26 protein-coding genes and 1 tRNA gene are annotated in these 24,399 nt (G+C 64.9%); 13 read left to right on the top strand and 14 right to left on the bottom strand.

Annotated features, from left to right (window positions below):
• Nucleotides 1–183: 183 nt before the first annotated feature.
• The 6 genes from KI794_RS15010 to KI794_RS14985 form a co-directional block, all read right to left on the bottom strand.
• Nucleotides 184–696 (bottom strand): MarR family winged helix-turn-helix transcriptional regulator, encoded by a 513-nt coding sequence (locus tag KI794_RS15010; RefSeq protein WP_119282646.1) that lies wholly within the window; start codon nucleotides 694–696, stop codon nucleotides 184–186.
• Nucleotides 697–704: 8 nt separating this feature from the next.
• Nucleotides 705–2,426, bottom strand: coding sequence for a DHA2 family efflux MFS transporter permease subunit (locus tag KI794_RS15005; RefSeq protein ID WP_119282647.1), 1,722 nt, complete (start codon nucleotides 2,424–2,426; stop codon nucleotides 705–707).
• 146 nt (nucleotides 2,427–2,572) lie between these two features.
• Nucleotides 2,573–3,376 (bottom strand): ABC transporter permease, encoded by an 804-nt coding sequence (locus KI794_RS15000; protein ID WP_119282648.1) that lies wholly within the window; start codon nucleotides 3,374–3,376, stop codon nucleotides 2,573–2,575.
• A gap of 17 nt (nucleotides 3,377–3,393) precedes the next feature.
• Nucleotides 3,394–4,278, bottom strand: a complete 885-nt coding sequence (locus tag KI794_RS14995; RefSeq protein WP_119282649.1) for an ABC transporter permease — start codon at nucleotides 4,276–4,278, stop codon at nucleotides 3,394–3,396.
• Nucleotides 4,279–4,351: 73 nt separating this feature from the next.
• Nucleotides 4,352–5,533: an ABC transporter substrate-binding protein gene (locus KI794_RS14990; protein WP_119282650.1), complete on the bottom strand. Its 1,182-nt coding sequence runs from the start codon at nucleotides 5,531–5,533 to the stop codon at nucleotides 4,352–4,354.
• A gap of 83 nt (nucleotides 5,534–5,616) precedes the next feature.
• A complete protein-coding gene (locus KI794_RS14985; RefSeq protein WP_119282651.1) occupies nucleotides 5,617–6,702 on the bottom strand; it encodes an ABC transporter ATP-binding protein in 1,086 nt (361 codons plus the stop codon).
• 155 nt (nucleotides 6,703–6,857) lie between these two features.
• Between KI794_RS14985 and KI794_RS14980 the strand changes: the two genes are divergently transcribed.
• From KI794_RS14980 to KI794_RS14970, 3 genes are all read left to right on the top strand, one after another.
• Nucleotides 6,858–7,688, top strand: a complete 831-nt coding sequence (locus tag KI794_RS14980; protein ID WP_255808532.1) for a FadR/GntR family transcriptional regulator — start codon at nucleotides 6,858–6,860, stop codon at nucleotides 7,686–7,688.
• Entirely contained in the window at nucleotides 7,678–8,388 is a 711-nt protein-coding gene (locus KI794_RS14975; protein ID WP_255808530.1) for a cache domain-containing protein, read from the top strand. Before KI794_RS14980 ends, KI794_RS14975 begins: the two co-directional genes overlap by 11 nt.
• A 105-nt stretch (nucleotides 8,389–8,493) precedes the next feature.
• Nucleotides 8,494–8,862 carry a TIGR02611 family protein gene (locus KI794_RS14970; protein WP_255808529.1) on the top strand — a complete coding sequence of 123 codons (369 nt, stop codon included), beginning with the start codon at nucleotides 8,494–8,496 and terminating at the stop codon, nucleotides 8,860–8,862.
• Nucleotides 8,863–8,921: 59 nt separating this feature from the next.
• Here KI794_RS14970 and KI794_RS14965 read toward each other — a convergent pair whose 3' ends face one another.
• Both KI794_RS14965 and KI794_RS14960 read right to left on the bottom strand, forming a co-directional pair.
• On the bottom strand, nucleotides 8,922–9,596 hold the full coding sequence (locus KI794_RS14965) for a DUF4870 domain-containing protein (RefSeq protein ID WP_255808528.1): 675 nt from the start codon (nucleotides 9,594–9,596) through the stop codon (nucleotides 8,922–8,924).
• Nucleotides 9,597–9,700: 104 nt separating this feature from the next.
• Entirely contained in the window at nucleotides 9,701–10,369 is a 669-nt protein-coding gene (locus tag KI794_RS14960; protein WP_255808527.1) for a winged helix-turn-helix domain-containing protein, read from the bottom strand.
• Between the two features lie 429 nt (nucleotides 10,370–10,798).
• On the opposite strand from KI794_RS14960, the gene KI794_RS14955 reads away from it, so the two are divergent.
• Nucleotides 10,799–11,968 (top strand): MalY/PatB family protein, encoded by a 1,170-nt coding sequence (locus KI794_RS14955; RefSeq protein WP_255808526.1) that lies wholly within the window; start codon nucleotides 10,799–10,801, stop codon nucleotides 11,966–11,968.
• A 60-nt stretch (nucleotides 11,969–12,028) separates the two neighbouring features.
• Entirely contained in the window at nucleotides 12,029–12,697 is a 669-nt protein-coding gene (locus KI794_RS14950; RefSeq protein ID WP_255808523.1) for a TrmH family RNA methyltransferase, read from the top strand.
• On the opposite strand, the gene KI794_RS14945 is transcribed toward KI794_RS14950, so the two are convergent.
• From KI794_RS14945 to KI794_RS14935, 3 genes are all read right to left on the bottom strand, one after another.
• Complete coding sequence (locus tag KI794_RS14945; RefSeq protein ID WP_255808522.1) at nucleotides 12,694–13,209, bottom strand: methylated-DNA--[protein]-cysteine S-methyltransferase; 516 nt, start codon at nucleotides 13,207–13,209, stop codon at nucleotides 12,694–12,696. The genes KI794_RS14950 and KI794_RS14945 overlap by 4 nt on opposite strands.
• A 211-nt stretch (nucleotides 13,210–13,420) precedes the next feature.
• Nucleotides 13,421–13,494 (bottom strand) — tRNA-Gly (locus tag KI794_RS14940).
• Nucleotides 13,495–13,587: 93 nt separating this feature from the next.
• Nucleotides 13,588–14,811, bottom strand: coding sequence for a serine hydrolase domain-containing protein (locus KI794_RS14935; protein WP_255808521.1), 1,224 nt, complete (start codon nucleotides 14,809–14,811; stop codon nucleotides 13,588–13,590).
• Nucleotides 14,812–14,986: 175 nt separating this feature from the next.
• Here KI794_RS14935 and KI794_RS14930 point away from each other — a divergent pair, with 175 nt between their 5' ends.
• A complete protein-coding gene (locus KI794_RS14930; protein ID WP_255809782.1) occupies nucleotides 14,987–16,051 on the top strand; it encodes a biliverdin-producing heme oxygenase in 1,065 nt (354 codons plus the stop codon).
• A 73-nt stretch (nucleotides 16,052–16,124) separates the two neighbouring features.
• Here the strand turns inward: KI794_RS14930 and KI794_RS14925 are convergent, their stop codons facing one another.
• On the bottom strand, nucleotides 16,125–16,835 hold the full coding sequence (locus tag KI794_RS14925; protein ID WP_255808520.1) for a response regulator: 711 nt from the start codon (nucleotides 16,833–16,835) through the stop codon (nucleotides 16,125–16,127).
• Complete coding sequence (locus tag KI794_RS14920; RefSeq protein WP_255808519.1) at nucleotides 16,832–18,142, bottom strand: sensor histidine kinase; 1,311 nt, start codon at nucleotides 18,140–18,142, stop codon at nucleotides 16,832–16,834. The genes KI794_RS14925 and KI794_RS14920 overlap by 4 nt, the downstream gene beginning before the upstream one ends.
• Nucleotides 18,143–18,285: 143 nt before the next feature.
• On the opposite strand from KI794_RS14920, the gene KI794_RS14915 reads away from it, so the two are divergent.
• Nucleotides 18,286–19,185: an ABC transporter ATP-binding protein gene (locus KI794_RS14915; RefSeq protein WP_119282659.1), complete on the top strand. Its 900-nt coding sequence runs from the start codon at nucleotides 18,286–18,288 to the stop codon at nucleotides 19,183–19,185.
• On the top strand, nucleotides 19,182–20,312 hold the full coding sequence (locus KI794_RS14910; protein WP_255808518.1) for an ABC transporter permease: 1,131 nt from the start codon (nucleotides 19,182–19,184) through the stop codon (nucleotides 20,310–20,312). The genes KI794_RS14915 and KI794_RS14910 overlap by 4 nt, the downstream gene beginning before the upstream one ends.
• 84 nt (nucleotides 20,313–20,396) lie before the next feature.
• Here KI794_RS14910 and KI794_RS14905 read toward each other — a convergent pair whose 3' ends face one another.
• Complete coding sequence (locus KI794_RS14905) at nucleotides 20,397–21,338, bottom strand: tRNA uridine(34) hydroxylase (RefSeq protein ID WP_255808517.1); 942 nt, start codon at nucleotides 21,336–21,338, stop codon at nucleotides 20,397–20,399.
• Nucleotides 21,339–21,543: 205 nt separating this feature from the next.
• Here KI794_RS14905 and rpmB point away from each other — a divergent pair, with 205 nt between their 5' ends.
• The 5 genes from rpmB (at nucleotide 21,544) to KI794_RS14880 (ending at nucleotide 24,381) form a co-directional block, all read left to right on the top strand.
• Nucleotides 21,544–21,780: a 50S ribosomal protein L28 gene (rpmB, locus tag KI794_RS14900; protein ID WP_119282661.1), complete on the top strand. Its 237-nt coding sequence runs from the start codon at nucleotides 21,544–21,546 to the stop codon at nucleotides 21,778–21,780.
• The gene (gene rpmG, locus KI794_RS14895; RefSeq protein WP_119282662.1) at nucleotides 21,780–21,947 is read left to right on the top strand and encodes a 50S ribosomal protein L33; all 168 of its coding nucleotides are present in this window, start codon (nucleotides 21,780–21,782) and stop codon (nucleotides 21,945–21,947) included. Before rpmB ends, rpmG begins: the two co-directional genes overlap by 1 nt.
• A gap of 2 nt (nucleotides 21,948–21,949) precedes the next feature.
• Nucleotides 21,950–22,255: a 30S ribosomal protein S14 gene (gene rpsN / locus KI794_RS14890; protein WP_042544304.1), complete on the top strand. Its 306-nt coding sequence runs from the start codon at nucleotides 21,950–21,952 to the stop codon at nucleotides 22,253–22,255.
• Between the two features lie 273 nt (nucleotides 22,256–22,528).
• Nucleotides 22,529–22,807, top strand: a complete 279-nt coding sequence (locus KI794_RS14885; RefSeq protein WP_042544305.1) for an HU family DNA-binding protein — start codon at nucleotides 22,529–22,531, stop codon at nucleotides 22,805–22,807.
• Between the two features lie 77 nt (nucleotides 22,808–22,884).
• On the top strand, nucleotides 22,885–24,381 hold the full coding sequence (locus KI794_RS14880) for a DHA2 family efflux MFS transporter permease subunit (RefSeq protein ID WP_255808516.1): 1,497 nt from the start codon (nucleotides 22,885–22,887) through the stop codon (nucleotides 24,379–24,381).
• Nucleotides 24,382–24,399: the final 18 nt, after the last annotated feature.

Genomic DNA, 24,399 nt, shown 5'->3' with positions numbered 1-24,399 from the left:
GCTCCCGCTCCCGAGTTGGCAGTTGTTGTCGCCTCACCCTGTCGCGAGGCGACCACAACTGCCAACTCTCGGAGGGGGCGGGGTAGGCCGTCCGGGGTGGGGCGGGGTAGGGCGGCCGGGCCGGGGCAGCCGAAGTGGGCCAGCCGAGGAGCCCGGAGAGGGTGGCCAGTCCGGCTGGCTGGCCTAGGCCGCCGAGTCTCCCTCCCCTGAGTGCTTGGAGCAGCGCGCGTCGGGCCCGTCCGCTGGCAGCTTGTCGGCAGACGCGTTGAACCTGTGAAGGCCAGCGCGAAGCGCCTCGAGTTCTTCCTGGCTCCAGTCGACGAGGCGCTCGCGGTATGCGTTTGTCCACCGCTCCCGCACCCCGCTGAGGAGCTCGGTCGCGTGATCGCTGACGGTGAGCAGCTGCACGCGGCGGTCCTCCGGCGACTCCGTCGCGATGACGAGGTCGAGATCGCGCAGCTTCGCAACGTGCCTGCTCACGAGCGACTTATCCATGTCGAGCCAGTGGCTCACCCCCGTCGCCGTGATCGGCCCGCGCCGAAACACGATCTGTAGCACGAGCATGCTCACGCCGCTGAGCTCTGCGCTCACCTCGTTGGCGTACCGAGTCCACCGGGTTCGCGAGAACGCGAACGCCTCGGTGAACTCGGTGATGATTCCTGCGACAGTCTCCTCTTCGGGGGATATGGAAGACATTGTGTGTCCTATCGTTCGGCCGTGCGGTCCGTGCCTGGGCGGTGGTGCGGAACCATGATCGGTCCGGTGGTGTCGATAAGAACTCTATCGACGGTCCTCGTGCCCGCGGACCCACCGGTAGCGTCCGACGATCCCTCTGCTTCGAGCGCCGCCTCTGCTTCTTGCAGTTCAGCGATCCGCTCAGCGTTGCTCTTGTTGTTGAGCGGAAGGTTCGGCAGCATGATGATCGCAATCAGGGCGACGATCGCGACTGGCGACGCCGCGAGGAAGATGTTGCCGATCGCGTGTCCGTAGGCCGACTCGACGACGTCGCGGATCGGAGCGGTGAGCTCAGCGATCTTTGGCAGTTTGCCGCCTGCGAGCGCTTCGGCTCCGGCGAGATCCTTCGGCGCGAGCTTCGCAAGTCCCTCGGTGACGTAGTCGGTCACCTGGTGCGCGAGCACCGCGCCCATGACCGAGATACCTGCGGTGCCGCCGACGGTGCGGAAGAATGTCACCGACGAACTCGCGACGCCCATTTCAAGTGGCGAGACAGTGTTCTGGGTGACAAGCACGAGGTTCTGCATTGTCATGCCGACGCCGGCGCCCATGATTGCCATCGAGATGCCGACGTACCAGTAGTTCGTGTCGTAGCGCAGCTGCCCCATCAGGAGCATGCCGGCGAGAAGCGCGATGGCTCCCGCGACCATGTAGCGCTTCCACTTGCCGGTACGGGTGATGATCTGTCCGACGATCGTCGACGAGATGAGCACGCCCGCCATCATCGGAAGGGTGAGCAGGCTCGACTCGATGACGGATCGGCCGCGGGCGAGCTGCATGTACTGGCCCAGGAAGACGGCGGTACCCATCATGGCGAGGCCGACAGCGATTGAGGCGATCGAGGCCATCGTGAACGTGCGGTTCTTGAACAGCGTCATCGGGATCAAAGGCTCGTCGACCTTAAGCTCGACAAACACGGCGATGACGAGCGCGGCGATACCGCCACCGACCATCAGGGCTGACTGCCACGAGAGCCACTCGAAGTTCGAGCCGGCGAGCGTGACCCAGATGAGCAGGCTCGAGAAGCCGAGCGAGATGAGGGCTGCGCCCCAGTAGTCGATTTTGATCTTGCGCTTCGCGGTTGGGAGGTGCAGCGTGCGCTGCAGCATGATGATCGCGACGATCGCGATTGGCGCAGCGACGTAGAAGTTCCAGCGCCAGCCGATGGTGTCGGTGAGCAGGCCGCCAAGGAGCGGTCCGCCGACTGTCGCGACAGCCATGATCGCGCCGAGGATGCCCATGTACTTGCCACGTTCGCGGGGGCTCACGATCTCGGCGAGAACGATCTGCGCGAGCGCGCCGAGGCCGCCGACGCCGATGCCCTGGAAGACGCGGAAGGTGATGAGCCAGGTGGGATCCTGTGCGAACCCGGCGAGTGCCGACGCGAGGATAAAGATGATGAGTGCGACCTGCAGGAGCATTTTCTTGCTCGTGAGGTCGGCGAGCTTGCCCCAGATCGGGGTGGCGATGGCGCTCGCGAGCATCGTCGCGGTGACGACCCAGGTGAAGGCGGCCTGGGTGCCGCCGATGTCGGCGATGATGATCGGCATCGAGGTGCCAACGACGTTCATGGCGAGCATCGAGACGAAGTTCGCGAGGAACAGGCCCGCGAGGGCGAGGTTCTTCGCGCGGCCCGTCAGGATCTCGGGTTGCTCTTCTTGTGCTGTGGCAGCGGGGGTGGTGCGGCTCATTCGGGTGAGGGGGTCCTCTCAAAAGTTGATGACGGTCAACTATATAGCGATGGTTGATGCAAGTCAACTAACGCCAAAGCGGCCGCTGCGAGCTCCCTGAGAAGCTCGCAGCGGCCGCGATCGGATCCTGGTGTGCCCGCGGGCAGTTACTTGTCCTGGCGCTGCGCTCGCTGCGAGAAATACACGGGAATGAGCGACAGCAGGATCATGAGCGTCGCAACGACGTTCACCTGGTTGACCTCGTTCGGTCTGCCCATCTGGTTCATGATCCACAGCGGCAGGGTTTCCGTGCCGGGAGGCGCGGTGAAGATGGTGACGACGATCTCATCAAACGACAGCGCGAACGCGAGCAGGCCGCCCGCGATAAACGCTGGCCGAAACTGCGGGAACGTGATGAGGCGGAACGTCTGGCCGATGCCTGCCCCGAGGTCTGCCGACGCCTCCTCGAGGTTCGGGTTCATGCGACGCAGGCGTGCGATGACGTTGTTGAAGACCATGACCACGCAGAAGGTTGCGTGCGCGATGATCATGCCCCAGTACCCGACATGGATCCCCATCGGCTTCAGCACCTGGTGGAAGGTGTTCGAGAGCGCGACACCGGTGACGATGCCGGGCAGCGTGATCGGCAGCACGATGAGCAGGTTCACCGTGTTCTGGCCGAAGAACTTGAAGCGTTGGAGGGCGAACGCGGCGAGCGTGCCGAGGACGAGCGCGAACGCTGTCGCGACGGATGCGACTATCACTGAGTTCACAAACGCGGCGTGCATGGCCGGGTTCGTGAGCGCCTTGCCCCACCACTCGAGCGAGAAACCGGGAATTGGCCAGCCGGAGACCCTGCCCGAGTTGAACGAGTTCATGATGATCACGAACATCGGGATGTAGAGAAACCCGAGGACGACGACGGTGATGGCGCCAAGCGCGACCTTGGTTCCGCGGTTCAGTCGAAGCATTGCCTGCTCCCTTCGGCTTAGAGGTTGTTGAGGGCGCCAGTGCGGCGGACGGCCCCGAGGTAGACGATGACGAGCACGATCGGCACGAACGAGAACGCGGCGGCGAGCGGCGGATTGAGGTTGATGTTCTGCGCGATGATGCTCCCGATCATCTGTGTCGACCCGCCGACGTACATCGCCGAGATGTAGTCGCCGAGACTCAGCGAGAAGGTGAAGATGGACCCGGCGATGAGCGACGGCATGAGCAGCGGCGCGACGACTGTGCGGATCGTGCGGAAGCCGCGGGCGCCGAGGTCTGAGGAGGCGTCGAAGAGGTTCGGCGGGATTTGCGCGACGGCGGTGTAAACGGGGATCGCCATGTACGGGAACCACAGGTAGACGAGGGTGAGCGTGACCGTCAGTACCCCGAGCCCGGGACCCGAGATGCCAAGGGGCTCAAGCGCCCAGTTGAAGAAGCCGTTCTCGGTCCAGACGAGGCGCATGCCGATGACCTTCACGAGGTAGCCGGCCCAGAGGGGGAGGGTGACGAGCACGGCGAGCACGGCGCGGAGCTTCGGACCTGCGACCTGCGACATGAAGACCGCGAGCGGCACTGAGAAGGCGGCACAGATGAGCGTGACCGCGAGAGCGATGCCGAGGGTGCGAAGCGCCGTCATGCCGTAGGCCGGCACCGTCGCGAGCTGCGCGAAGTTGTCGAGCGTGAATCCGGGCTTCACGCGTGACGTGAACGGGTCGGTCGTCCAGAACGCCGTCACGAGCATGATTGCGAGCGACAGGATGTAGACGCCAACGAGCCAGGTCATCGGGAGTGTGAGGAGCGACGCGAGTCTGCCCTTCGGATGGCGGTAGAGCGCGGTCGAGATGGGCCGCGGCTTGCGTTGAAGAGCTGACTGGATGCTCACGGTGTCCTCGCTGACGGGGTGGGGTGGAAAGAAGAGGGGGTGCGGGGCGCCCGTGGGCGCCCCGCTGGGCTCGCTAGCCCTTGACTGTCGCCCAGGCGTTCGTCCAGTCCTGGTAGTTCGTGCACTTCACGTCGGTGCGGCCATCGAGGCACTGGTCGATAGGGGTCGTCCAGAACCACACCTGCTTGTAGTACTCCTCGTCTGTCGCGTTGAAGTAGTCGCAGTGCGCCTTCGCCTCATCGCTGATGTCGCAGAATGCGCCGTTTGCTGGGCCCATGCCAAAGTTCATTGCGATCGCGCCGTTAACGTCAGGAGCGGATGTGTAGTCCATCCACGCGTACGCACAGTTCGGGCTCTTCGCGTCTGTCGCGAGCATCCACGCGTCAGACCAGCCTGTCGCGCCCTCCTTGGGGAGGACGCTCTTGAACTTGTCGTCCTGCGTCGCCTTGCGCAGCACCTCCCAGGAGGTTCCGACGACCGAGTTGCCGCCTGTGAACGACGTCACGTTGGTTGCTGGCGACCAGTACTCCGAGACCATCTTGTTTTGCTGCTTGAGTAGGTCGGTCGCGGCCTTCAGCTGATCCTGATCGAGGGCGTACGGGTTGGTGATGCCGAGGTCGGGCTGGTGCTCCATGAGGTAGATCGCCGCGTCAGCGATGTAGATGGGGCTGTCGTAAGCTGCAATCTTCCCGGCGTAGGGGCTGTCCTCTTCCCAAACAACGCTCCAGCTGTCGGGCGTCTCAGTCACGACCTCGCTGTTGTACTCGAGGATGTTCGCGCCACGGCCGATCGGGATGCCGTAGACGTTGCCGTTCAGCGTGTCGTACAGCTGGCCCTTCATTCCCTCGACGATGTCGTCGCCGAAGTTCGGGATGAGTTCGGTGTTCAGTGGCTGCACGTTGCCGTCGACGATGAGGCGGAGGCTCGCGTCTCCAGAAGCTGAGACGAGGTCGTACTCGCCGGTGCGCATGAGCTGAACCATCTCGTCGGAGGTTGCCGCCACCTTGCGGTTGACGACGCAACCGGTGTCGGCGGTGAACTTGTCGGCCCAGGCTGGCTCAACGAAGCCAGACCAGGCGACGATGTTCAGCTCCTTCTCGGTGTCACCGAGCTTTTCCATCATCGGAACCTCGGGGACGTCGATCTGGAGACCGCCGTCACCGTCGGGCTGGGCGCCGTCTGTCGAGCAACCCGTGAGGGCGAGGCCGAGCACCGCCGCCATGGCGATCGGTGCGGCGAGTAGTTTCTTGTTCATCGGTACTCCTTTGTAGGGGATGAGTGTGGTTTCGTGAGGGGACTGAGGGCTCGTTGAGAGGCGAGGATCCTGCTAGGCGCGGGTCAGGCAGGCTGCGGCGCGCTCGCCGCAGGGGCCTGCGCGGTGGGGATCGGGGTCGCGTGACCCCGATCGAAGCGGACGCTCACGGTGTCGCCGCGGCGGATGCTCGCCTCGGTGCGTGGCGTGTGCGAGTTCTGCTTCTCGGAAATGATGCGCGTGCCATCGGCGGTGTCGAGGAGGTAGCGGGTGTGTGCGCCCGCGTACACGGTCTCGGCGACAGTTGCAGGAATCGCCACGGTGCCCGGCTCGACTGGCGCGGTCGGGTCAGCAAGTTGCACGCGCTCGGGGCGGAGGCTGTGCGTTGCTGATTCACCGAGGAGTGCGAGTGAGAGCTCTGCGGGGAGCAGGTTCGTGACGCCGAGGAAGCCTGCAACGAACTCGGTCTCTGGGAACTCGTACACCTCGCGGGGCGAACCGACCTGTTCGATCTTGCCGTTGTTGAACACGGCGACGCGATCGGAGAGCGTGAGCGCTTCCTCCTGATCGTGGGTGACGAAGATGAAGGTGATGCCGACTTCGCGTTGGATCTGCTTGAGTTCGACCTGCATATGTTCGCGCAGTTGTTTATCGAGCGCGCCGAGGGGCTCGTCGAGGAGCAAGACCTTTGGTCGGAGGATGAGCGCGCGGGCGAGCGCGATGCGCTGGCGCTGACCGCCCGAGAGTTGCGAGGGGAGCCGAGTCGCGACGTGACCGAGACGGACTTGCTCGAGAGCTTCTGAGACGAGCTGGGCGCGCTCGGATTTTGAGACACCACGGACCTTCAGCCCGTAGGCGACGTTCTCGGCAATGGTGAGGTGGGGGAAGAGCGCGTAGTCCTGGAACACGGTGTTGACTTCGCGGTCGAACGGCGCCGCGCGGGTGACGTCTGTTCCGTGGAGGAGGATCTCGCCTGAGGTCGGCTCCTCGAAGCCGGCGATCATGCGCAGCACGGTGGTCTTGCCAGAGCCCGAGGGGCCGAGCATCGAGAAGAACTCGCCGGCCCGGATCTCGATGTTGAGGTCTTTCACCGCGGTGACATCGCCGAAATGCTTGTGCACGCCGCGCAGTGAAACTGCGCTTGTGGGCTCGGTGCTTGGTGTGTGGGGCATGATGCCGCTGCTCCTCAACGTCGTTGTCGATCAGGTTGGTTAGAACAATAACATAGGGGATTAGATGTTTTAAGCACAAACTCATCTTCGGCGTCACGTTTTGATTACGCTTAAGTACGTGGGCTCAATCCCGGCCCCTGAATGGAGGCGCGCCCTTGACCACACAAGTGCACGGTGCGACCCCGAGTCGACTGCGAACGGCGGCATTTGCCCCCATCGGCGAGGAGGGGCGCACAGACATGGTGGTCTCGCGCCTCGTGCAAGCGATCTCAGTTGGTGCGTTCACCGAGGGTGAGCGGCTGCCGAGCGAAAACGAACTCTCGACGCTCCTCGGTGTCGCAGTCGTCACCGTCCGCGAGGCACTCAGCGAACTGCGGCACCGCGACCTCATTGAGACCAGACGTGGCAGAAACGGCGGCAGCTTCGTGCGACCAAGCCCCGCCGCCGTTGAGGAGGTCAATGCGCGCACGCTGCTCGCAGAATCACGAGTCGCGATCGCCGACCTCGGCGTGCACTACGAGGTCGTCTCCGCCGCCTGCGCCGAGTATGCGTGTCTCCGCGCCACCGCAGAGGAGCTTGAGATCGTCGCAGACGTGCTCGCGGAGTCGGGCGACGCGCCAACAGCCGAATGGCGACGCAGAATCACCGAGGTGCAGCTCGAGCTTGCTGCCCTCAGTCAGTCAGTGCGGCTCACCAACGAGCATGTCAGGCTGCAGACCGAGTTCACCCCGTTGCTCGCGTTGCAGGACCTCGACGACGAGGCGCGACAACACACGCACGCCGCGATTGTGGCGCAGGTCGAGGCGACGCGGGCGGGCGACGTGCAGGCGGCGCGCTCGGCGGTACGTGAAAGTGTTCGAGGTTCGGTACGCTGGCTCATTGCCTTCCGCGCCGATCTGCACGCGGGTTCCCGAAATTCCGATCTTCGTGGCACACTTGAGGCGCGACGCAGACGACGCGAACGGGAGAATCGAGATGAGCAGTGACGCGAATCAACTGGCCGACGGCATTGCCGTGGTCGACGCCTTCTTCGACGGCGTGTTCGCGCCGCTGCAGGCTTGGATGCCTGAGCTCGAGCGCGACCTGCGGGCCGCTCAGCGCCCGCTGACAGGTCCGGCGCTCGCCGAGCTCACACGCGACGGCGCATTCGGGGTGCTCGACGCGGAGGAGCGCCCGCTCTACGGCGCTGGCTTCTGCGGCAGCGCGGCTGTCGTCGCCGAGGGCAACCCGCTCGCCTGGTGGCAGGGAGCCGATCGGCACCTGCTGGCCTCGTCGACGTTCGGACCAGGCCAGGCCGTTATCGATCTCGCAAGGCTCGAGTGGTTCCGGGTGCCCAAACAGACGGGTGAGCCGCATATCGCGGGCCCGTTCGTCGACTACCTGTGCTCAAACGAGATCACCCTTACTTCGGCGATCCCAGTCGTTGTTGATGGCGAGTTTTGGGGAGTTGCCTGCGCCGACGTGCTCGTCGCCGGAATCGAAGAGTCGCTGCTCCCAAGCATCCGTGGGATTGCTGGCGCCGCACTCGTGAACGCGCACGGCAGGGTCGTCGTGTCAACCGACCCGGATCGCGAGACTGGCGACCGCATGCGGGGTGTCGGCTCCGACGATTCCGAGCCTGGGGACGAGTCTCTGAACGTAGTGCGATCAGCGCGCTACCCGTTCGCGCTCGTTGCGCCGAAGTAGCTCGAACGCGGGGCGCTCTTGCACCCCTGAAGCACCCCTGAGACGACCCTTGCCGAACCCTGAGCCACAGGTAACTTTTCAGCCGAAACGCATACGCTCGAAACCGTGACGAGACCGGAAGACGACGCCGACAAGGCGCAGCGATTGGGGAAGCCCATCGCCCGGTTTATGGCGCGCTGGCGCGCCGCGATCCGGAAGTATCCGTGGCTCGATGCGCTCTACCGGGTCGTCATTACGGTGCTCGGTGGGCTTATCGTCATCATCGGGCTGATCCTTGTGCCGTTACCGGGCCCAGGGTGGCTGATCGTCTTCCTTGGACTGACTGTGCTCGGCTCCGAGTATCACTGGGCCCGACGGATGCTGGGGTGGCTCAGACGTGCGCTCGCACGGTTCTGGGAACGCTGGAATGCCTGGCGTGCGTCCCGCGCTGCAAAGCGCGCACGGTCAGCGGGCCCAGGCCTCACAGACGCATAAACGCCGAAGGGCGGCAGAGACTGAGCGCTGCCGCCCTTCGGCGTTGAGTGTGCCTGTCGCTACTTCACCATCGGAATGTTGAAGAGGAACGGATCCCCTCCACCGCTGCGGTAGGTCTCGTTGAGCTTCGCCGCTGCCATGATGTGGAAGATGAAGCCTGCGAGGTGCGCGAGGCCGAGGAGCATCGGGCCGAGGATCGGAACGATTGTCAGAATCCAGCCAAGCACGAACAGGGCCGAGCGCAGCAGCGAGAAGTTCAGGTTCGCCGCGTGCAGCGCGCGGACCTGTGGCGTCGCGCGGGGGCTCTCGATGAGGTAGAAGATGAGCGCCGGAATGAACAGGAAGAACACCGAGAGCCAGTAGCTCGCCGTGAGGTTCGGCAGCGGGTCTTGCTGTCCCTGTTGCGGCTGGTAGTACCCGTATCCGGGCTGCTGTGGGGCACCGTACCCGGGTTGCTGTGGAGCGCCGTATCCGGGCTGTGGGGCGCCATACGCCGGCTGCCCTGGTGCGCCGTACCCGGGCTGCTGCGGGGCGCCGTAGCCCGGAGGGGGCGTCGGAGCTCCAGGCTGCTGCGGTGCTGCGGGCTGCTGCGGCTCGGGAAAACTCGCTGGCGGAGTCGGCTGCTGGGCGTCAGGCGCGGCAGCGGGAGCCGACGGGTCGACAGGCGGTGTGGCGGACGGATCGCCCACGGTGCCTGGCACCTGCTCGTTATCTTCAGGGGGAAGCGTAGTCATCGGAGCCTTCTCCTTCGTGTTGCTGCGTGCGCACGATTCTGCGCGCCGTCAACTGACGACCCACAATGCGGTACTTCGAGACTACAGCGAACGCCGTGGCTGGCCTAGATGAAATCTGGGCTTGGCGACGAAGCGGGCAGGATCGAGACGTCTGCGTGGCGGTCGAATCGGTAACCCGTGCCGCGCACCGTGCGCACGATGTCTTGGTAGTGGGCGAGCTTGACGCGCAGGCGGCGCACGTGCACATCGATCGTGCGGGCGCTCGGGATTTCCTCGCCCTCGGCGTCTGCCCACAGTGTGTCGATGATCTCGTCGCGGCCCACAGTGCGACCCTCGCGGAGCACCAAGAACTGCAGCAGTTCGAACTCACGGAATGTCAGGTTCGCAGTGACGTTGTCGAGCAGCACGCGCTTGCGCGACAGGTCGAGCACCACGCCGCTTGCCGCGCGGTCAGCGCTTGGCTGCGGTTTGCGGTGCGCATGAGCGGCGGCGGGGTCGCCAAGCGCGAGGCGAACGACATCGACGTCGCGACCGCCGGTGCCTGCAGGGGCGAGCGCAACGGCCGCGTACGTCTCGGCGTTCGGAGCGAGCTGAGCGACGAGGCGCTTGATCTCGCTCACTACTGCGCCGATTGACGGATCGGAAGAGTTGAGCTTGTCCTCGGAGAGGCCGACGTACAGCGCGAAGCCGCGAACCTCGTTTTCAGTCGCTCGCGGCTGAGCGGCGGGCGAGGTGACGGTCTGCTGGGTGGGAAGGGTGGCGGTGAGAGCCATGATGATGAAGTCCTTTGGTGTGCTCCAAAGTGGAGCATTGCTGCGAATGGGGTGCGGCTTCCCGAGCGGGGCAGACGTGGCGATGAGAACTATCGCGCGGCCCGTGAATGCTGGGCGCCAGAAGTGGTGGAGTCGTGTGTGTCGGCTACTTGCACATTCGGCAGCACATACCGTCGCGACCGGACATCATCATGCCGGTCATCCCAAAGTTCACCTCGGAGGCGGACTGGGTGCGAACGAAAGTATGCATGACGCTAAGTTAAGCGGGCGTTTCGCCCGGTGTCAAGAAGAAAAGTACGAATTGATGTGATCTCAAGCGAACCGGGGGTGAGGATCCTGGCTCAACGCGGCACGACAGTCAGGTCGGTTCTGCACCGCATCCGCCAGAATGGGGAGCAGGCCGTCGGGCCTGTGAAGGGACACACTGCGATGAGTATTGAGTCGTTTGCTGCGCGTGTAGACGCCACGACCGCGGCGGACCTGCGGCAGATTGGCGGAACGAAGTGGGCCGATCCGGCCATCATGGGAGCGTTTATCGCCGAGATGGACTTTGGTGTCGCGCCAGTTATTCAGCGGGCCCTGCACGCGGCGGTCGACGAGGGGGCGTTTGGCTACACACCACCGAAGTATCGGGCGCAGTTGCAGGAGGCGACGGCCGCGCGCCTTCGCAGGCTACACGGTTGGTCAGCGACAGCCGAGCAGGTGTTCCCAGTGCCCGACGTCATTACCGCGTACGAGATCGCAATTGCGAAGTTCTCAGCGCCAGGCTCGAAAATCATCGTCCCCACACCGTCGTACATGCCCTTCCTCTCAGTCCCCGAGTCACTCGGGCGCGAGGTGATCGAGGTTCCGCTGCGGAATGAGGGCGGCGTTTGGCGCTTCGACATCGTGGCGTTGCAAGACGCGTTCGACGCCGGCGGCGGCATCCTAGTGCTGTGTAACCCCTTCAACCCGATCGGGCGCGTGTTCACGCGCGTGGAGCTTCAGGAGATCTGTGATCTCGTTGATCGCAACGGGGGCCGGGTATTCTCGGATGAGATCTGGGCTCCGCTCGTCTTCGAGGGCAACGAGCTTGTGTCATATGCGACGATCGGCGATGTAGCTGCAGGGCACACGATCACCGCGACCGCGGCCTCGAAGGCGTGGAACCTCCCGGGCCTCAAGTGCGCCCAGCTCATAGTCTCGAATCCCGCGGACCAGGCGACAATGGATGAGATTGGGTACTGGGCGGGCCGGGGGACTGCCACCCTCGGGCTTGTCGGCAGCGCAGCTGCGTTCGAGCACGGCGATCAGTGGCTCAGCGAAGTGTTGAGCTATCTGCAAGGAAACCGTGACGAGCTCGTCGATCTTGTCGCGGCGCACCTCCCAGGAGTGAAACTGACACATCCCGAGGCGACATACGTAGGCTGGCTCGACTTCAGTGAGACAGGACTCGAGAACCCTGCTGACTTTTTCAGGGAGCACGCCGGGGTTGGGCTCACTGACGGCAGTGCGTGTGGTGCCGCAGGCGTGGGGAGCGTGCGCTTCATCTTCGCGATGCCGCGCCCGCTCATGCGCGAGGCAATTCAGCGTATGGGTGAGGCGTTCGGGTCCCGCTAGCTGCGCGAGGGCCTTGATCGCGCGGTGCCTGCCCCCTCGCTGGCCTGGGAGAATGGACGCGTGAGCGAGACCCCACTGCCTGTCCCAGAGACCCACCCCGAACGAACTACCGCGGGCGTTGGCCCGTGGCCGGGTGGACGGGAGGCCTGGCCGACCGATGACCATTACGACCCAGAGCTGCTCGAGAACGGCGACACCCGCAACGTCGTCGACCGCTACCGCTACTGGCGGATGGAGGCGATCGTCGCCGACCTTGACGAGCAACGCCACCCGTTTCACGTGGCCATTGAGAATTGGCAGCACGACATGAACATCGGTTCGATCGTGCGAAGCGCGAACGCGTTTGCCGCCGACAGCGTGCAGATCGTCGGTCGCCGGCGGTGGAACAAGCGCGGCGCGATGGTGACCGACCGCTACCAGCACGTCGAACACCGGGAGGACATCGCAGCGCTTGTGGAGTGGGCCAGGGGTGAGGGCATCCCGATTATCGCGATCGACAATGTGCCTGGCTGCGTACCGATGGAGACGTTCGATTGGCCGGAGCGCTGCGTCATGCTCTTCGGCCAGGAGGGCCCCGGGCTCTCTGATGAGGCGATCGCTGCGGCTGAGGCCGTCGTCGAGATCACGCAGTATGGATCGACGCGCTCGATCAACGCTTCGGCCGCCGCGGCAGTTGCGATGTACTCATGGGTGACTGCCCGCTCTGCCCAGGTGCCGCGATTGGGCTAGAACAGCCGCCCTGCGTCTGCGGCCGCTGGCTCCTCGAGCGCCAGCAGGGTCCGCTTGCGTTCGAGCCCGCCGGCAAATCCGGTGAGCGAGCCGTCAGCACCGAGCACTCGGTGGCACGGAATCACGACACTGACAGGGTTGTGGCCGACCGCCTGGCCGACCCGCTGCGCAAGCGCTCGGTTGCCGAGGGAGGCGGCGAGCTCGCCGTAGGTTGTTGTGGTGCCGTAGGGAATCTGCTGCAGCATCGCCCACACCTGCTGCGAGAAGTTGTCGCCTTGCGGCGCGAGAGCGATGTTGAACTCGACGCGGTCTCCGGCGAGGTACTGCCGGAGCTGGCGTGCTGCCTCCGTGAGCACTGGATCGTTCGGTTCGGTGCCGAGATCTTCGCCGATTGCTTCGGGCTCTGGCGGGTATCGGTGCTCAGGGAAGTAGACGCCTGTCAGTGCATCGCCCTCGGCGACGAACAGCAGATCTCCAAGGGACGTTGTGAAGGTGCCGTGCCTCGAACTCATGGCGCCAATTGTAATGCGGTGGGCCGAGCTAGAGCGGGACAGCGGCGACGCCGGTCGCAGTGTCTGGAATCGGTAGACGGAATGCCTCAGCGAGCCGAATTCGGCATACGGTCGACCGATCGCATAGCAATGCGTCGAACACCTGCGATCACCGGCGCGAAAGATGCCAGCGAGCTGCCGCAGTGGCCGGGCGACGCACGAAATGAAGCACTGGAGGGGCCGACGGGAATCGAACCCGCGTTCTCAGCTTGGGAAGCTGATGTCTTACCATTAGACGACGGCCCCGGGTGGGGCAAGCCGGGGCAAAAGCCCGACCGATATGAGCGTAGCAGAATCCGGAGTGCCGCTTCGCCACCGAGACGACACTCCGGGTCGAAACTATCCCTCTGGCTGGCAGACGGCGAGCTCAGAGAGCCTGCCGCCCTGGTCCTCGGCCGACCACGGGAGCTCGGCCCCCGAGATCGCGGCGAGCTGGAAGGCGAGAGCCTGCGAGAACGCGGCGCCAGCGGATGAGTTGTTCAGCGCAACAACGACAGACAGCCCAGTCGCTGGGTCAGCGTACGCCGCGGTGAGTGATCCGGTCATCGCGCCCGCACGGCCCTGCAGGGGGCCGACCTTTTCGATGCCGAATCCGATCTGAGTTCCGGCGGTGTCGGGCTCCTCTTTCGGATTGCCCTCTTCGTCGCGATCTGGGTTCTTGGCAGGCTGGAACTCGGTCACGTGCTTCGACGCCTTCTCATCGCCGAAGCCGCCCGAGAGGTACTTCTTGTAGAAATCCTTGAGGTCAGTGACTGTCGTGAGCGTCGCGCCCGCGCCCCGGATCATCGTCGGTGAGAGTGCGGTGATCTCTGTAGCGCCAGCATCGCACACAGGCTTGTTGTCGGCGCTCGGGTAGGTGAGCGGCGTCATGCTGCCCGCCGGAATCTCGGTCTCGGCGAAGTTGTCAGGGTACGACGTCGACGTCATGCCGGAGGGGCCGAACACGTGCTCCTGCAGCAGATCGTAGGTGTCGCGGTTCTCGTTCAGGCGGATCGCGCGATCGAGCAGCACTGCGTTTGTGTCTGACATGTAGACATTCTTGCCGGGCCAAGCGAGCGGCGAGCGGGCGAGGCCGTTTGCGATGAGCTCCTGCTCGGGCCACGAGCGGGTGGGGTTGTTCGTGAATCGCTCCGTGAAGCCACCCTTGAAGTCGGCGAGCGCCGATGTCTGATCGCAGAGCTGCGCATAGGTAATGTCGGCGATGCCTGCCTGGCGGGGCAGGTCCTTCGATACCTGGCGTCCGAGGGCGAGCTGGTCTTTGCCAACAAGGTCGAGCAACAGCGCGCACATGACTGGCTGTGAGGCCTGTGCGCCGCGGAATGTCGTCGCAGCGGTGACGCCCTCACCGTAGCCGCGAACGTAGGCCTTGTCGTCGCCCTGCCACACGCCTACGACGGCTTCCGTCGAGCCGCTGAGCGCAAGCGCGTTCGCGACTGCGTCGTCGACGGCGGCTGCGAGCTCGGGGCTCACAGTGTTCTGGTCGGAGTTTCCGGTACCGGCTTCGCTGCCGGTGCAGGCGGTCAGGGTGAGGCCAACCACAGCAAGCATGCTGAGCGCCGCCACTGGGCCAACTCGTTTGACTCTTGAAAACACGAAACCGCCAATCTCGACCCGCGGGCGCGCGGGAGCACGAAATTCGATGATACTCCGTGCAAGTCTCGGTGTCGCTGAGCGCCGCGGGGCGCTGTGGAACTCTCAGTCTCATTGCACGCGACAAGAGCGTAGAATGAAAGATGTGATGAATTTTGATGCCGCAGTGATTTCTGCTGTTACGGGCCACATGAATGATGACCACGTCGATGACAGTTTGCTCATCGCGAAGGCATTCGGCTACCCCGAGGCGACTGCGAGCACGATGGTGGGGCTCGACGAGCGCGCCGGGATGTGGCGAGTGACTGACGCGCAGGGGGAACACGACCTGCGCGTTGAGTGGCCGACCGCCCCAATCACTGATCGCCCTCAGGTGCGTCGCCAGGTCGTCGAGCTGTACAAGGCCGCCTGCGCGAAGCTTGGTGTGCCTGCGCGCGAGGAGCACAAGCCAGCTGGTGGCCATGAGCACGGCGGCCACGGCGGCCACGGCGGCGCGAACCCGCATGGCGCGAACCCGCACGCGCACGGCGCCAACCCGCACGCGGCCGAACCCGAGGCTGACGGCCCCAAGCCGTTCTCTCGTGTCATCCGTGAGAGCTCGTGGTCCGATCACTCGAGTAGCGAGGGCGCGAACTTCATGGAGGACATCATGCGTGGTGTCGCGACGAAGCAGGATTATATCGACCTCGTCATCCAGCACTTCTTTATGTACGAGGCACTCGAAGAGGCTTCGCAGCAGCTCGCCGCCGATCCTGCGTACGCTGGCCTGCATCCCGCAGCGCTCGTGCGCCTTGGAACGCTCGAGGTTGACCTCGAGCACCTTCTCGGCGCGAACTGGCGCGACGAGATCACCCCCGTGCCCGCGAGCGCCGAGTACGCCGCGCGGATCCGCGAGGTCGCGGCGGAGGGCTGGCTCCCCGGGATCGTGGCGCACCACTACACCCGCTACCTCGGAGACCTGTCGGGCGGCCAGATCATCGCTAAGCGAGTCGCGCGCCAGCACGGTTTCGATGGCGCTGGCATTGAGTTCTACAACTTCGAGTCGCTCGGCGACCTCAAAGCGTTCAAGGAGACCTACCGCGATGGCCTCGACAGCCTCGGGGAGTCGCTCAGCGCAGACGAGCAGCAGCGGATGATCGAAGAGGTGCGCGTTGCGTACGGCTTCAACACCGCCGTCTTCGTCGACCTCGCAAAGCAGAAGGCCGCGGCGTAGGGCGTTCGGCTCTCCCACGCGAGCGAAAAGGCGGGTCAGGATCACCGATCCTGACCCGCCTTTCGGTGTGCAGCTAGGTGCGCGTGTGCGCCCAGACGACCGCCTGGAGCCTGTCGCGCACCTCGAGCTTCTGCAAAACGTTTGAGACGTGAGTCTTCACTGTCGCCTCGCCGAGGAAGAGCTCGCCAGCGATCTCAGCGTTCGTGCGGCCCTCTGCGAGCAACAGAAGCACAGCTCGCTCGCGCGGCGTGAGGCCCGCCGTAGCCATCGCCGACTCAAGCGTGTCGTCGGGGCTCGCGCTCGAGGCTGGCAGTTCGGTAGCCTCGGGTGCCTCCGTATTGCGCACGCGAGCGAGCACGGCACCCGTGACCTCTGGGCCGAGGAGCGAGCCGCCAGCTGCCACGACTCGAACGGCCTCAATGAGCTGCTCTGCCCGCGACGTCTTCAGGAGGAACCCGCTCACGCCCGCGGCGAGGGCGTCGAACAGGTACTCGTCGTGCCCGAACGTGGTCAGCACAAGTACTGCCGGGAGCGTGCCCTCCGCCTGGAGGATGGCGCGAGACGCGTCGATCCCGTTCATCTCAGGCATCTCGACGTCCATGCAGATCACGTCGGGGGTGAGCGAGGCAGCGAGCGCGATCGCCTGCACGCCGGTCTCCGCCTCGCCGACAACTTCGATGTCAGGCTCAGACTCGAGGATGATGCGAAACCCCGAACGGACGAGCGCTTGGTCGTCGACGAGCAAAACTCGAACCGGTGGGCTCGAAGGTGCGAGTCCCGTCATGCGGCCACCACCTGCCGGTTGGAGAGCGGGACTCGGGCGCGCACCATGAAGCCCTCGCGTTCTCGCCGCTCTGCCGAAATCGCGCCGCCAACCGCGCCGACGCGCTCGCGCATGCCGCGCAACCCAAGCCCTGTGCCAGCGGGGGCGTCAGACGCCCGCACGCCGCGGCTCGTGAGGCGGCGTGCAATGCCGTCGTCGGTTACCTCGACCTCTACTGCGTCATCCATGAAGCGCAGGCGCACCGCGGCCTCTGCGCCCCGCCCAGCGTGCTTGCGCACGTTCGTGAGCGCCTCCTGCACGACGCGGTAGAGCGTGACATCGACGAGCATCGGGAGCGGCCGCGGCGTGCCCGCGACAATGAGCGTTGTTGGCACGCCCGCTCCCTGCGACTCCTCAACGAGTACCGAGAGCTGGGCGATGCCGACGGTGCTCGAACTATCCTCATTCTCAGGCGTTCGAAGGGTGTGCACGAGTCGGCGGAGCTCCTCGACTGTCGCATGCGCGCTCTCCTCGACGACCGCGAGAGCAGCGGCAGCCTGCTCTGGGTCGCGCTCGAGGCTTCGCCGTGCAGCAGCTGCCTGGATCCCCATCACTGAGACGTGGTGCGCGACGACGTCGTGAAGCTCGCGGGCGACCGCGATGCGGTCAAGCGCGACTGCCTGCGCTGCACTGGTCTGGCGTTCGAGGTCGAGCTCCTTGCCCTGCGCGGTGAGCTTCGTCGCGGTGCGTGCAGCCCGCCAGGCGCGCAGACCGAACCAGATCGCGCCACCAAAGTAGAGCAGGTTCGTGATGATCTGGATCACGGCGAACGTAGCGTATGCGGAGAAGATCCCGTAGCGAGGTGCGCCCAGGAAGTCCTCTGTCGACGAGGAAGCGATGATGAGCGAGACGACGAGCCAGATCATCATCGCCGCGGTGATCGCGATGAGGCTCCACGCTGCGAGGGTGCGGCGCGGCTCCCACGCGGTCACCGTGTAGATCGCGATGAACAGGCAGATGTTGATGACGAGCACCTCTGGCACGCCGAACTGACCGCAGACGAAGAACCCGGCGGCGACGACGAGCGCGACTGGGATCGGGGCGACGCGGCGGGCCGCGAGCGGGAGCGTGCAGAGCGCGAGCCCGAGGACCCAGAGCCACAGGGCGGGCTGCTCTTCGTAGATGCCTGTCCGAGCGTAGAGCAGCGACGTTGTCGTCGCCCCAATTGCGAGTGCAAGGGCCAGCAGTGCGTCGCCGCGGAGATCTGCGCGGCCCGGACGTGGCCGCGCCCATTGCGCGTGCGCGGATGGGGGTGAATGCGCTCTCATGATTTCAAGCGTAGGCGCTCGGCGGAGGCGTTACCTCCACCTGGTGGCTGAGCGGCGCCGTTCCGGGCGCGACAGATTCAGCCGTGTGGGGGAGGTGGCGGGCCCTTCGCTCCCCGTAGCCTGGTGGCAACGAAAGGAGCGAGATGATTGACATCGTAGGAATTTCCCGCAGCTTCGGCGACCGCAAGGTGCTCGACGACGTGAGCTTCCGCGTCGAGAGCGGCAGGATGACAGGCTTCGTCGGCGCGAACGGCGCCGGCAAGACGACGACAATGCGGATCCTGCTCGGTGTGCTCTCAGCAGACAGCGGCACTGTGAGCCTGAACGGTCAGCCCATCACGGCTGGCGATCGCGCGCGCATCGGATACATGCCCGAGGAGCGCGGGCTGTATCCGAAGATGGCGGTGCTCGAACAGCTCGTCTACCTCGGCCGTCTCCACGGCATGTCGACGGCGGCGGCACGCGAGTCCGCGACCGCACTGCTCGACAGGCTCGGACTCGCGGAGCGGGCGGGCGACAACCTCGAGAGCCTGTCGCTCGGCAACCAGCAGCGCGCGCAGATCGCCGCAGCGCTCGTCCACGAGCCCATCGCGCTCGTGCTCGACGAGCCGTTCTCGGGCCTCGACCCGATGGCTGTAGAGGTCGTGCTCGGGGTGCTGCAGGACTACGCGGCCAAGGGCGCCCCAGTGCTCTTCTCGTCCCACCAGCTCGACATCGTTGAGCGCCTGTGCGACGACGTCGTCGTCATTGGCGGCGGCCAGATCCGCGCGCAGGGGTCCCGCGAAGGCCTCCGCGCCGAGCACGCCGGACGCGTGTTCGAGCTCGAGCTCGCCGGGCCAGCAGCCGACGCCGGCTGGGTGCGCGAGCAGCCGGGCGTCTCGGTGACGCACCTCGACGGCGGCTTCGCAAGGTTCGACGCCGATAGCGACGAAGCAGCACAGGCAGTGCTCGCCCTCGCCGTGCAGCGCGACGCGACAGTGGTGAAGAGCTTCGCCCCTGTCACCCCGTCACTCGCCCAGATCTTCAAGGAGGTAGTCCGATGACCGACACATTGAAGCAGACAGCTAGCCACCGCCAGCTGAGTGCCCCGCAGGGCGCCTGGATCGTCGCCGAGCGCGAAATCATGACTCGGCTGCGCAGCAAGGCGTTTCTTATCTCGACGGCGATCCTGCTGCTTGTCGTGCTCGCCGGCGTCGTGATTGGCGGCCTCGTCTCGCAGAACGGCGGTTTCGGCGGGCCGACGAAGATCGCCGTCGCCGAGGGGACGGTCTCTGGTGAGACTGCGAGCGGCCTCGCCGAGGGGTTCGAAGTGACCGAGGTCGCGGATCGCGCGGCTGCCGAAAAGCTCGTCCGTGACGGCGATGTCGAGGCCGCAATCGTGTCGGGCGGAGACACGCCTGTTGGCCTGACTGTCATCGCGAACGACAGCCCACCTGGCGACCTCGTCCAGGCGCTCTCGGCGTCCCCAACAATCGAACTGCTCGACCCGAGTGAGACGAGCTTCATGCTCGGCTACCTCATCGCGATGGGCTTCGGCATGGTCTTCTACATGACCGCCCTCACCTTCGGCACGACGATCGCGCAGAGCGTCGTCGAGGAGAAGCAGACCCGCATCGTCGAGATCCTGCTCGCCACGATCTCCGCGCGCACAATGCTCGCAGGCAAGATCCTCGGCAACAGCATTCTCGCGCTCGGCACCGTCGTCGCGACGCTTGCCCTCGCCTCCGTCGGCATGCTCGCGACAGGGCAAGACATCCTGCTCGGGGAGCTTGGGACCGCGCTCATCTGGTTCGGGATCCTCTTCGCCTTCGGCTTCGTGCTGCTTGCGGCGATGTACGCAGCGGCTGCCGCGCTCGTGTCGCGGCAGGAAGACATCGGCTCGGTGACGAGCCCTGTCATGATGCTCGTGATGATCCCGTTCTTCCTGATCATCTTCTTCTTCGACAACCCGCAGGTGCTCACCGTGATGAGCTACGTGCCGTTCTCGGCGCCGACCGCGATGCCGATGCGCCTCTACTTCGGAGACGCCGCGTGGTGGGAGCCGATCGTGTCGCTCGGCGTGCTCGTGATCTCGATCGGGATCGTGCTCTGGGCCGGTTCCAGGATCTACGAGAACTCGATCATGCGCACGGGTGCCCGCGTGAAGCTCGCTGACGCGATCAAGGGCTAACCGCGGCGGTAGCCATACGACGAAGCGCCCGGGGGAGTGATCCCTCGGGCGCTTCGTCGTTGCGCAGTTGCTGTTCCGTTACGCCTACGCGCGTGTGAGTAGATGCGCCTCGCAGCGGGGCGCATCGTGCGACGCGCAGGCAACGAAGCGCGTGCGACAGGAGTTCTCGGCACAGTCGACGAGGTTGGCTGTGGGGGCGCCGCATTCGGCGCAGACGCCGATCACCGCCGCTCCGGGCGCGAAGTCCATCGTCTCGCGGCCGTCGAAGACCGCGAGCGAGCCCTCCCAGAGGCCGTCGTTGCCGAAGGCCTCGCCATAGCGGACGATGCCGCCGTCGATCTGGTAGACCTCCTCAAAGCCGCGCGCGACCATCGCAGCTGAGAGGATCTCGCAGCGAATGCCCCCGGTGCAGTAGGTGACTATAGGTTTGCCCTTGATGTCGTCGAACGCACCCGATTCGATCTGTGCGATGAAGTCGTGAGTCGTGCGCACGTCAGGCACGATGGCGCCCTTGAACTTGCCGACCTCGGCCTCCCATGCGTTGCGGCCGTCGAAGAAGACGACGTCGTCACCGCGCTCGGCGACGAGCTCGTTCACCTTTTCGGGCGAGAGGTGCACGCCGCCGCCAACGACGCCGTTCTCGTCAACGACGGTCTCCTCGGGAATACCGAACGCGACGAGCTCATCACGCACCTTCACGCTGAGCTTCGGGAAGTCGGAGATTGCCTGCCACGGCACGCTGCGATCGACGCCCTTGAGGAGCGTCGGTTCGGTCGCGTCGAAGCCACTCCCCTCACTCCACTTCACGTCGAGGCCCGAGAAGGGGCCGTACTCGCGGGTGCGCTTGAGGTACTGCTTGCACGCGTCGATCTCGCCGCCGACGGTGCCGTTGATGCCGTGCTTGGAGATGATGATGCGGCCGCGCAGGCCGAGGGACTCGCAGAGTTCGCGCTGCCACAGCATCGCAGCCTCGGGGTCGGCGACGGGGGCAAACGCGTAGTACAGCAGGATCTTTGGGTGGCTCACACCCTCCATGGTACGTCGTTGACATGTGTGCGGGTTCCTGGGCGCGTTGCGCTGTCGGTCAGATTCGCGTAAGCTTGACCCTTGGTCGTGCGCCGTCCCAGTGCACGCACCGCAGGAACCGTTACCGGAGGCTTGCCTCGGCGGGTCCCGCAGACAAGAAATCTTGGGTGAGGCCGTCCGGTCTCACGGTATGAGAGGAAACATCATGGCAGCAGTGTGCCAGGTGACCGGCGCCGTTCCCGGCTTCGGACACAACATTTCGCACTCGCACCGTCGCACCAAGCGTCGGTTCGATCCGAACATCCAGAAGAAGACCTACTTCGTGCCCTCGCTCGGCCGCAAGGTGACCCTCACCCTGTCGGCTAAGGGCATCAAGGTTATCGATGCCCGTGGCATCGAGGCTGTGGTCGCTGACCTGAAGAAGCGTGGGGTGAAGTTCTAATGGCTAAGGATAAGGACGTACGTCCGATCATCAAGCTCCGTTCGACGGCAGGCACTGGTTACACCTACGTGACCAAGAAGAACCGTCGTAACACCCCCGATCGCCTCGTGCTCAAGAAGTACGATCCGGTTATCCGTAAGCACGTCGAATTCCGAGAGGAGCGCTAAGCATGGCTAAGAAGAGCATGATTGCGAAGAACAAGCAGCGCCAGGCGATTGTTGCGCGTTACGCTGAGAAGCGTCTCGAGCTCAAGAAGGCGCTCATTGACCCCAACGGCACCGATGAGAGCCGTGAGGCTGCTCGTGTGGGCCTGCAGAAGCTTCCCCGCAACGCGTCGCCCGTGCGCGTTCGGAGCCGCGACGTCATCGACGGCCGCCCCCGTGGCGTGCTGACGAAGTACGGTGTTTCGCGTGTTCGCTTCCGCGACATGGCACACCGTGGCGAGCTCCCCGGCATCACCAAGTCGAGCTGGTAATCGCTCGGTTGTAAGCCGGTAGCACCGCATCTTCAGAGGGGCGGGACTGATCAGTTTCTGGTCGGTCTCGCCCCTCTGCACGTCTTCCCGAAGTGTTCTCCAATAGCGAATACGACACGCAGTCCAAAGAAATCCGCGTAATCGCGCCGCTTTTTGGCAAACGTAGGGTAGATTCATACCGATCAAACTGATCGGAACCTCTTTAGCGGAGGTGACACCCCGAATAGATCAGGGGCCGGCAGGCCAACGGTCACCGCCCTGAAAGGACACAACATGGCACTCAACAAGACTGAGCTCGTCGCAAAGATCGCCGCTGAGACTGGCCAGAGCCAGGCAGCAGTTTCGAACGTGCTCGACGGCCTGTTCGCGGCTGTTTCCGAGACTGTCGCTGCAGGCGAGAAGGTTTCGATCCCCGGCTGGCTCTCGTTCGAGACCGCGACCACCGCTGCTCGTACCGGCCGCAACCCGCGCACCGGCGAGACCATCGACATCCCCGCTGGCAAGCGCGTCAAGGTGTCGGTTGGCTCGAAGCTCAAGGCTGCCGTGAAGTAGCTTTCGCTTTTCACGAACCCCCGCCCGGCTGCCGCCGGCGCGGGGGTTCGTCGTTTTTCGAGGCGTAAGCTAGTGCGGTGCGCAAGAACTTTACTGACCCGTCAGAGATTCGCCCGTGGGCCGCGCTCTGGACGCTCGTCCTCGGATTCTTCATGATCCTCATCGACACGACGATCGTGTCTGTCGCGAACCCGACGATCATGAAGAGCCTCAATACGGACATGACGGCGACGCTCTGGGCGACGAGCGCCTACCTGCTCGCGTATGCAGTCCCGCTGCTCATCACCGGCAGGCTCGGCGACAGGTTCGGCCCGCGTCGTGTGTACCTCATCGGACTCACCGTCTTCGCTGTGTCATCGCTCGCGTGCGGCCTCGCGCCGACGATCGAGGCACTTGTTGTAGCGCGCGTCTTCCAAGGTTTCGGCGCGGCGCTCATGACACCGCAGACGATGTCGGTGATCACCCGCATCTTCGCACCCCGCGAGCGCGGCCAGGCGATGGCTGTCTGGGGAATTACCGCCGGCGTTGCGACGCTTGTTGGACCTATCCTTGGCGGGTTCCTCATCGACTCAGTCGGGTGGGAGTGGATCTTCTTCATCAACGTGCCTGTCGCGGTTGTCGCGTTCGTGCTCGCGTTGAAGTACGTGCCGAGGCTCGAAACGCACGCGCATCGGATGGACTGGCTCGGCGTCGTGCTCAGCGCGGTCGGCATGTTCCTCGTCGTCTTCGGTATTCAAGAGGGCGAGAACTTCGATTGGGGGCAGATCTGGGGTCCGATCTCCGTCTGGCTGCTCATCGGCGTCGGTATCGTCGTGCTCGGGCTGTTCATTTGGTGGCAACGCGTACAGCGCGGTGAGCCGCTGTTGCCGCTTCGCATCTTCCGCGACCGCAACTTCTCCGTCGGCACGTCGACGATCATCACGGTGGGCTTCGCGGTGACGAGCATGGGCATGCCGCTGATGTTCTTCTTCCAACTCGTTCGCGGCCTTACCCCGACCGAATCGGCGCTCATGCTCGTGCCGATGGCGGTGCTGTCGGCGGCGCTCGCGCGGCCCGCCGGGATCTTGATCGACCGCGGCGACCCGCGCCGCATTGCCACAGCGGGCCTGCTGCTGCTCGCGGCTGGGATGCTCCTGTACTTCGTCATGCTGAAGCCCGGCACCCCGATCTGGCTGCTGCTCATTCCGAGCGCAATCCTTGGCGTCGCAAACGCCGGAATGTGGGGGCCGCTGTCGGCGATCACGACATTCAATCTGCCGCTCGAGCTCGCCGGCGCCGGCTCAGGTGTGTACAACACGAGCCGACAGGTCGGCGCGGTGCTCGGCTCGGCCTCGATCACGGCGCTCATGGCCTCCCGACTCTCCGCCGAACTTGGTGACGGGGCTGCGGTGGGCGGCGCCGGAGGGCAGCTGCCGCCGCAGCTACAGGACGGATTTGCGGCCGCGATGGGACAGTCGATCCTGCTTCCGGTCGCGGTGATCGCGATCGGTGCGGCGCTCACGCTGCTGTTCGCTCCGCGCCCGCCAAGGACCGGGCCTGTCATGGTCGTCGATGGCCCGACCGAGGCGAGCTAAGACCCGGACGCAGCGCGT

The organism is Leucobacter aridicollis, from assembly GCF_024399335.1.
GTDB lineage: Bacteria > Actinomycetota > Actinomycetes > Actinomycetales > Microbacteriaceae > Leucobacter > Leucobacter aridicollis_A.
This window is presented reverse-complemented; position numbering and strand designations above follow the sequence as displayed.

Excerpts from the sequence above, each read along its gene's own strand:
- KI794_RS14925 (WP_255808520.1), bottom strand. The coding sequence starts at position 16,835 with ATGACGGGACTCGCACCTTCGAGCCCACCGGTTCGAGTTTTGCTCGTC.
- KI794_RS15005 (WP_119282647.1), bottom strand. The coding sequence starts at position 2,426 with ATGAGCCGCACCACCCCCGCTGCCACAGCACAAGAAGAGCAACCCGAG.
- rpmG (WP_119282662.1), top strand. The coding sequence starts at position 21,780 with ATGGCTAAGGATAAGGACGTACGTCCGATCATCAAGCTCCGTTCGACG.
- KI794_RS14945 (WP_255808522.1), bottom strand. The coding sequence starts at position 13,209 with ATGAGTTCGAGGCACGGCACCTTCACAACGTCCCTTGGAGATCTGCTG.
- KI794_RS14985 (WP_119282651.1), bottom strand. The coding sequence starts at position 6,702 with ATGCCCCACACACCAAGCACCGAGCCCACAAGCGCAGTTTCACTGCGC.
- KI794_RS14965 (WP_255808528.1), bottom strand. The coding sequence starts at position 9,596 with ATGACTACGCTTCCCCCTGAAGATAACGAGCAGGTGCCAGGCACCGTG.
- KI794_RS14955 (WP_255808526.1), top strand. The coding sequence starts at position 10,799 with ATGAGTATTGAGTCGTTTGCTGCGCGTGTAGACGCCACGACCGCGGCG.
- KI794_RS14920 (WP_255808519.1), bottom strand. The coding sequence starts at position 18,142 with ATGAGAGCGCATTCACCCCCATCCGCGCACGCGCAATGGGCGCGGCCA.
- KI794_RS14915 (WP_119282659.1), top strand. The coding sequence starts at position 18,286 with ATGATTGACATCGTAGGAATTTCCCGCAGCTTCGGCGACCGCAAGGTG.
- rpsN (WP_042544304.1), top strand. The coding sequence starts at position 21,950 with ATGGCTAAGAAGAGCATGATTGCGAAGAACAAGCAGCGCCAGGCGATT.
- KI794_RS14960 (WP_255808527.1), bottom strand. The coding sequence starts at position 10,369 with ATGGCTCTCACCGCCACCCTTCCCACCCAGCAGACCGTCACCTCGCCC.
- KI794_RS14885 (WP_042544305.1), top strand. The coding sequence starts at position 22,529 with ATGGCACTCAACAAGACTGAGCTCGTCGCAAAGATCGCCGCTGAGACT.
- KI794_RS14930 (WP_255809782.1), top strand. The coding sequence starts at position 14,987 with ATGAATTTTGATGCCGCAGTGATTTCTGCTGTTACGGGCCACATGAAT.
- KI794_RS14990 (WP_119282650.1), bottom strand. The coding sequence starts at position 5,533 with ATGAACAAGAAACTACTCGCCGCACCGATCGCCATGGCGGCGGTGCTC.
- KI794_RS15000 (WP_119282648.1), bottom strand. The coding sequence starts at position 3,376 with ATGCTTCGACTGAACCGCGGAACCAAGGTCGCGCTTGGCGCCATCACC.
- rpmB (WP_119282661.1), top strand. The coding sequence starts at position 21,544 with ATGGCAGCAGTGTGCCAGGTGACCGGCGCCGTTCCCGGCTTCGGACAC.
- KI794_RS15010 (WP_119282646.1), bottom strand. The coding sequence starts at position 696 with ATGTCTTCCATATCCCCCGAAGAGGAGACTGTCGCAGGAATCATCACC.
- KI794_RS14910 (WP_255808518.1), top strand. The coding sequence starts at position 19,182 with ATGACCGACACATTGAAGCAGACAGCTAGCCACCGCCAGCTGAGTGCC.
- KI794_RS14975 (WP_255808530.1), top strand. The coding sequence starts at position 7,678 with ATGAGCAGTGACGCGAATCAACTGGCCGACGGCATTGCCGTGGTCGAC.